A 6,990-nucleotide genomic window follows, 5' to 3' on the forward strand; every position below is an offset into this window, starting at 1 on the left:
GCGAGGCCGCGATAGCGGTGGCTCAGGCCCCCTCACTGTCGACCGTGCCGACGCCATCGCAGCCTTGCTAAAGCTCGACAGCTCCCACAGAGAACCCATCAAGCCTTCAGTCCGCGCTCTTCCAGCAACCGCACAAAACTGTTCAAACTCTGCGACACGGTGCCCCGGCGCCAGATCAACCAGGTATTCAAAATCCGAAACGTATCCGTCAGCGGCCACACGCTTACCGTCGTAAACCCCGGCATGCTCTCCAGCATGCTACGCGGCATCAGCGCCAGCCCCGCACCGGCGCTCACGCACGCGAGCATCCCGTGATAAGACTCCATCTCGAAGATCTTCCCCGGCACGGCCCCATCCTGTGAAAACCAACGCTCGAAGTGGTGCCGGTACGAACAGTTCGAGCGAAACGTGTAGATGCTCTCCCCGCTCACATCCTGCCCCCGGGTAATCGGCGCATGGTGCAGCGGTGCAATCACCACCATCTCTTCCTCAAACACCGCCACGCCTTCCAGCGTCGCGTGCAGCACCGGCCCATCGACAAACGCTGCCGCCAGCCGCCCCGACAAAACCCCCTCGATCATCGTGCCGGACGGTCCGGTGGTCAGGTCCAGCTCGACCTTGGCGTGCTTCTGGTTATACGCCGCCAGCACCGCCGGGATGCGCACCGCCGCCGTACTCTCCAGCGAGCCCAGGGCAAACGCGCCCTGGGGTTCCTCCCCCGCCACCGTCGCCCGGGCTTCCTGCACCAGGTCGAGGATGCGCCGGGCATAACCGAGAAAATTCCACCCGGCCGGCGACAACCGCAGCCGGCTCTTCTCGCGAATAAACAAATCCACGCCCAGGTCCTGCTCCAACTGCTTGATCCGTGTGGTCAGGTTCGACGGCACCCGATGGATCAACTGCGCGGCGGCGCTGATGCTGCCTTGCTCGGCAACGGCTTTGAAAATTTCCAGCTGGACCAGATCCAAGTCATTCTCCAAACGTGAATGTATTGCTTAATATTATTCAGTTTCCGAAAAAGATACAGCCCCGTACGCTGGCCTCCATCCCATTCACTGCGCAGGACGGTGCCATGAACGCCATTTCTTCCCAGACCCACGCCTTGTCGATCAACCCCGCCAACGGTGAAACGGTCGCCAGCTACCCGTATGAAACCGAGGCGCAGCTGGACGCCGCCCTCACCCGCTCCATCAACGCCTTCCGCAACGGGCGCAACACACCCGTCGCCCAGCGCGCTGAACTGCTGCTGGCCCTGGCCAGTACCCTGCGTGACCAGGCCGAAGAAATGGCCCAAATGATCACCCTGGAAATGGGCAAACCCATCGCCCAGGCCCGTGGCGAAATCGAAAAATGCGCGCAACTGGCCGAGTGGTACGCCGCCCACGGCCCGGCCATGCTCGCCCCGGAAGCCACCCTGGTGGACAACGGCACCGCCCAGATCGAATACCGCCCCCTGGGCCCGATCCTCGCCGTGATGCCGTGGAACTTCCCGGTGTGGCAAGTGCTGCGCGGCGCCGTGCCGACCATGCTCAGCGGCAACACCTACGTGCTCAAACACGCGCCTAACGTGATGGGCAGCGCGTACCTGATGAAACAAGCCTTCCAGCGCGCCGGCTTCGCCGATGGCCTGTTCGAAGTGATCAACGTCACCCCCGACGGCGTATCCAAAGCCATCGCCGACCCACGCATCGCCGCCGTGACCCTCACCGGCAGCGTGCGTGCCGGCATGGCCATCGGCTCCCAGGCCGGTGCCGCGCTGAAGAAATGTGTACTGGAACTGGGCGGCTCCGACCCGTTCATCGTGCTCAACGACGCCAACCTCGACGAAGCCGTGCAAGCCGCCCTGATCGGCCGCTTCCAGAACTCCGGCCAGGTGTGCGCCGCCGCCAAGCGCCTGATCATCGAAGAAGGCGTGGTGGAAGCCTTCACCGCCAAATTCCTCGAAGCCAGCCGTAAGCTGGTGATGGGCGACCCGACCGCCACCGAGACCTACATCGGCCCGATGGCCCGCTTCGACCTGCGGGACGAACTCGACGGCCAGGTCCAGGCCACCCTGGCCGAAGGCGCTACCTTGCTGTTGGGCGGCAACAAAGTCGAAGGCGCGGGCAACTACTACGCCCCCACCGTACTGGCCAACGTCACCGACCAGATGACCTCGTTCAAGCAGGAACTGTTCGGGCCAGTCGCCTCCATCATCACCGCCCGCGATGCGGAGCACGCCGTGGCCCTGGCCAACGACAGTGAGTTCGGCCTCACCGCCAGCGTGTTCACCACCGACCCGGAGAAGGCACGAAACATCGCCAATCAACTGGAAACCGGCGGGATCTTCATCAACGCCTACAGCGTGTCCGATCCTCGGGTCTCGTTTGGTGGTGTGAAAAAGAGTGGCTTCGGGCGGGAGTTGTCGCACTTCGGCGTGCGGGAATTCTGCAATGCACAGACCGTGTGGTTGAACCGCCGCTAAGGCAACCGACTCAAGCGATGACCCGCGGTGCGGGTCTATCGCCCCTATTGATTATTTCAATGGCACCGCGCATGGAACCGTAATGCGCTTATGCCACTATCGAGGCTGAATAACACCAAAAACCACCGCGAATTGGATCCCAAGGGAACGCTGTCATGTCGCTTAGAAATATGAGGATTTCCGTTCGCGCCGCCCTGAGTTTTGCCCTGATTACCGCGCTGCTGATTTTCCTCGGCCTGGTTTCCCTGTGGAACATGCACGCGATCCGCACCTTGGCCGCCGATGTCGAGGAGCGCTCCATGGCGAGTGTGATCGCCGCCGACCGAGTCAACGCCACCGCCCTCAAACTGCTGTTGGAAAGCCGCCGGCTGATCGCCCAATCCAACGCCGCCACCAAAGACACCACCATCCAGAATATCCGCACGTTCCGCACGACCGTGCTCGCGCAACTGCAGGCTTACGGCGTGTACGTCAGCGACGACAAGGAGCGGGAGTTGTTCAAGGTGGTCAGCGATGGCATCCAGCGCCTGACCCGCCTGGCCGACAGCTGCATCGATTTCAGCCAGAAAGGCCAGAACGCCGAAGGCGCTGCCCTGCTGGATGAGCAGGTGCCGCTCAACAAGCTGATGCAACAGGCCATCGACCAGCTGGTGCAACTGAATATCGACAAGGCGACCCGTTCCGGAATCGACTCCAGGAACACCTACGACAACGGTCTCAACTTTATTATGGCGATGATCACCATCGCCACCCTGATCACGCTGGTGCTGGCGTACGGCTTCACCCGCAGCATCGTGACGCCGTTGAAATATGCGCTGTCCATCAACGAGACGATTGCCCGCGGCGACCTGCGCAGCGAGATCGTGATCGAAGGCAAAGATGAACTCTCGGCCCTGCTCACCTCGGCGAAGGCCATGCAGCAAAACCTGCGCGATACGATCCGCCTGATGGGCGACTCGTCGACCCAACTGGCCTCGGCCGCCGAAGAAATGAGCGCGGTCACCGGCGAATCCAGCCGCGGCCTGTTGCGCCAGAACCAGGAAATCGAACAAGCCGTAACGGCGATGAACCAAATGACCGTGGCGGTGGATGACGTGGCACGCAATGCCGCTTCGGCGTCGGTGGCGGCGCGTTCCTCCGGCACGTCGAGCCACACCGGCTCCGAACGCGTGATGCACACGGTGGCCGCCATCGAGAAACTCAGCGCAACCGTCCAGGGCACCAGCAGCGACGTGCAGGCACTGGCCGTGCAATCCCAGGACATCAGCCAGGTGCTTGAGGTGATCCGCACTATTGCAGACCAGACCAACCTGCTGGCGCTGAACGCCGCCATTGAAGCCGCCCGGGCCGGCGAACAGGGCCGTGGTTTCGCGGTAGTGGCCGATGAGGTGCGTGCCCTGGCGGGTCGCACCCAGCAGTCCACCGGGGAAATCGCCCAAATCATCGAGCGGATTCGCGTGGGCACCGAGCAGGTCACCCATGCGATGCAGGGCAGTTGCCTGGAGGCTCAGGACACCCTGCTGATTGCCCATGAAGCGGGCGCTGCGCTGAAGGAAATCGCCGGCGCCATCAGCCAGATCAACGAGATGAACACCCACATTGCCGCAAGCTCCGAAGAACAGGCTGGCGTGGCGCGTGCCGTGGATCGCAACCTGACGAGCATTCGCGACCTGTCGGTGCACAGTGCCACTGGCGCCCAACAAACCTCCGTGGCCAGTGCCGAGCTTTCACGGCTGGCCGCAGACATGCACGGGCTGGTGGCGCGGTTCTCAATTTGAAGGCGGCCCCTGGTTCAGCACCGTCACATACGCACCGAACATATCCGCCATGGCCTCCGCATAGGCGGCAATTTGCGCCTCGGTGCGCGGGGTGCCCGAGAACTCCTTGCCCACCGCGCTGAAGGTGGTGGTGATCAAATCGCACGCCAGTACGCGAGTGGCTTCCGGTACCTGCGGTAGCAATTCCAGCATGAATGCCTGGAAGATGTTCTGTCCCTGCGCCCTGACCTCATGGGCTTCAGGCGCATCTCGATAAAGCGGTGCCGCGTCGCTCAGGGCGACCCGCATCTGCGCCTCTTCACATTCCGAACGAATAAACGCATGCACCAGGGTGCGCAGCCGCTTAAGAGGCGGTTGACTCACGTCCTCAAGAATCCGGCTGAGCATTTGCGAGGTTTGCTGCCATTCATCGGTCTGCAGCCGGAACAGGATGGCCGCCTTGTTGGGGAAATACTGGTACACCGAGCCCACACTGACCCCGGCCTTTTCCGCAACACGAGCGGTGGTGAAACGGCGGGCGCCTTCCTTGGCCAAAACCTGAATAGCCGCTTCAAGAATGGCCGACACCAACTCGGTGGAGCGTGCCTGTTGTGGGTGCTTGCGCGAGGAAATCTGCGAGGTCTGGCGGTCGGTCATGGCGCGTTCCTGCGGCTGGGCGAATGCGATTAGCGAATGTGACGAATTGTTCGCATACTTTAAATGCGACGAATCATTCGCATACTAGCCCGGCGCCCCACGGCGCTCAACCTGCAACAGGACATCACCATGAACACACTGACCTCAGCCCCGATGGCGGCCCTGATTGACCGGCTGTACCTACAGGCCGATGCCGTCTCGAGCCCTGTTTTCAGCACCATGCCCCACGACGAACGCAACCGCCTGATGCACAGCAAGACTGAATACCTCGAACTCTACGGCCTGCTGAAAGACCTGTGGCTGCCGGTCTCCCGCGACACCGGCATCCTGCTGTACATGCTGGCACGCAGCGCAAACGCCCGTGCCATCGTTGAGTTCGGCACCTCGTTCGGCCTGTCCACCCTGCACCTGGCGGCCGCCCTGCGGGACAACGGCGGCGGCGCGCTGATCACCAGCGAGTTCGAGCCCTCGAAAATCGCCCTGGCCCGGGAACACCTGGAGCAAGGCGGCGTGAGTGACCTCGTCGATATTCGCGAAGGCGATGCCCTGGTCACACTCGCAAGCGGCCTGCCCGACAGCGTTGACCTGCTGCTGCTCGACGGCGCCAAGGCGCTGTATGGCGATGTGCTGAGCCTGGTGGAAAGCCGCCTAAAACCCGGCGCCTTGATCGTCGCCGACAACACCAACTACTGCCCCGACTACCTGGCCCGCGTGCGCTCCCCGGCAAACGGCTACCTGTCGGTGCCGATCGGCGACGACGTCGAGCTTTCGGTTCGCCTGGGCTAAAGCCCCTCATCGGAGGATTCGAAGCACCCGTGCAAGAGTGCGAGGTTTATACTCGGCCCCCTCGCACTTAACTCACAGCCTTCGAAACGAGATTCCCGATGAGCCTTTCCCTCTCTACAACCCCTGCGCGCAAGCCGGTCGCGCCACTGTTGGCGTTCGTCATCCTGCTGTTCGGCGCCGCCTTCCTGCAAAACAGTGTCGGCGCACGCCAGGTGCTGTTGCTGGTGGTCGGCGCCGCACTGGGCCTGACGCTGTACCACGCCGCGTTCGGCTTTACCTCGGCCTGGCGGGTGTTCATCACCGACCGGCGTGGTGCCGGTTTGCGCGCGCAGATGGTGATGCTGGCGATTGCCGTGGTGCTGTTCTTCCCTGCGCTGGGGGCCGGCACGTTGTTCGGCCAGCCGGTGGTCGGGCTGGTGGCGCCGGCCGGGGTGTCGGTGGTGTTCGGGGCATTTATCTTCGGCATCGGCATGCAACTGGGCGGGGGCTGTGCGTCCGGTACGCTGTTCACCGTGGGCGGCGGTAACGCGCGCATGCTGGTGACCTTGTTCTTCTTTATCTGCGGTTCGTTGATCGCCACCCACCACATCGAATGGTGGTTTGCATTGCCTTCGTTCCCGGCGATTTCCATCGTCAAAAGCTTTGGCGTAATGCCGGCATTGCTGGCGAGCCTGGCCGTGTTCGGCCTCATCGCAGCGGTCACCGTGCGCCTGGAAAAAGGCCGTCACGGGCAACTCGAAGCCGGCGTGAGCAGCGAACACCAGGGCCTGCGCCGCTTCCTGCGCGGGCCTTGGCCATTGGTGTGGGGCGCGATTGGTTTGGCCCTGCTCAACTACGCCACCCTGGCACTGGCCGGGCGGCCGTGGGGCATCACCTCGGCGTTCGCCCTGTGGGGCGCCAAGGTCGCCAGCGGGTTGGGCGTGGACGTGGGCAGCTGGGTGTTCTGGCAAATGCCGGGCAATGCCAAAGCCCTGGCCGCGCCGGTGTGGGAAGACGTTACCAGCGTGATGGACATCGGCATCATCCTCGGTGCGCTGTTGGCCGCGGGCCTGGCCGGGCGTTTCGCGCCGAGCCTGAAGATTCCGGCGCGTTCGCTGGTGGCGGCGGTGATCGGTGGCTTGTTGCTGGGTTACGGCTCGCGCCTGGCGTATGGCTGCAATATCGGTGCGTACTTCAGCGGTATCGCGTCGGGCAGCCTGCATGGCTGGGTGTGGCTGGTGGCCGCGTTTATCGGCAATAGCGTGGGTGTGCGGTTGCGGCCGTTCTTCTTTGCGGGCGAGCGGCCGCAGGTGGCATTAAGCGGTTGCTGACCGATCGTTCCCACGC

General features: G+C 63.1%; 6 protein-coding genes. 4 read left to right on the plus strand and 2 right to left on the minus strand.

Going from position 1 to position 6,990, the window contains the following annotated elements:
* Positions 1–98: 98 nt before the first annotated feature.
* Positions 99–968 (minus strand): LysR family transcriptional regulator, encoded by an 870-nt coding sequence (locus tag HX855_RS15945; RefSeq protein WP_177089100.1) that lies wholly within the window; start codon positions 966–968, stop codon positions 99–101.
* A gap of 104 nt (positions 969–1,072) precedes the next feature.
* Here HX855_RS15945 and HX855_RS15950 point away from each other — a divergent pair, with 104 nt between their 5' ends.
* Both HX855_RS15950 and HX855_RS15955 read left to right on the plus strand, forming a co-directional pair.
* Positions 1,073–2,464, plus strand: coding sequence for an aldehyde dehydrogenase family protein (locus HX855_RS15950; protein WP_177089099.1), 1,392 nt, complete (start codon positions 1,073–1,075; stop codon positions 2,462–2,464).
* A gap of 155 nt (positions 2,465–2,619) precedes the next feature.
* Positions 2,620–4,242 (plus strand): methyl-accepting chemotaxis protein, encoded by a 1,623-nt coding sequence (locus HX855_RS15955; protein WP_177089098.1) that lies wholly within the window; start codon positions 2,620–2,622, stop codon positions 4,240–4,242.
* On the opposite strand, the gene HX855_RS15960 is transcribed toward HX855_RS15955, so the two are convergent.
* On the minus strand, positions 4,234–4,878 hold the full coding sequence (locus HX855_RS15960) for a TetR family transcriptional regulator (protein ID WP_177089097.1): 645 nt from the start codon (positions 4,876–4,878) through the stop codon (positions 4,234–4,236). The genes HX855_RS15955 and HX855_RS15960 overlap by 9 nt on opposite strands.
* A gap of 129 nt (positions 4,879–5,007) precedes the next feature.
* Here HX855_RS15960 and HX855_RS15965 point away from each other — a divergent pair, with 129 nt between their 5' ends.
* Complete coding sequence (locus tag HX855_RS15965) at positions 5,008–5,664, plus strand: O-methyltransferase (RefSeq protein ID WP_177089096.1); 657 nt, start codon at positions 5,008–5,010, stop codon at positions 5,662–5,664.
* Between the two features lie 98 nt (positions 5,665–5,762).
* Positions 5,763–6,974, plus strand: coding sequence for a YeeE/YedE family protein (locus HX855_RS15970; RefSeq protein WP_177089095.1), 1,212 nt, complete (start codon positions 5,763–5,765; stop codon positions 6,972–6,974).
* Positions 6,975–6,990 lie beyond the last annotated feature (16 nt).

Origin of the sequence: Pseudomonas sp. IPO3778, from assembly GCF_013386825.1 — a bacterium.
Classification (GTDB): domain Bacteria; phylum Pseudomonadota; class Gammaproteobacteria; order Pseudomonadales; family Pseudomonadaceae; genus Aquipseudomonas.

Excerpts from the sequence above, each read along its gene's own strand:
- HX855_RS15950 (WP_177089099.1), top strand. The coding sequence starts at position 1,073 with ATGAACGCCATTTCTTCCCAGACCCACGCCTTGTCGATCAACCCCGCC.
- HX855_RS15955 (WP_177089098.1), top strand. The coding sequence starts at position 2,620 with ATGTCGCTTAGAAATATGAGGATTTCCGTTCGCGCCGCCCTGAGTTTT.
- HX855_RS15960 (WP_177089097.1), bottom strand. The coding sequence starts at position 4,878 with ATGACCGACCGCCAGACCTCGCAGATTTCCTCGCGCAAGCACCCACAA.
- HX855_RS15965 (WP_177089096.1), top strand. The coding sequence starts at position 5,008 with ATGAACACACTGACCTCAGCCCCGATGGCGGCCCTGATTGACCGGCTG.
- HX855_RS15970 (WP_177089095.1), top strand. The coding sequence starts at position 5,763 with ATGAGCCTTTCCCTCTCTACAACCCCTGCGCGCAAGCCGGTCGCGCCA.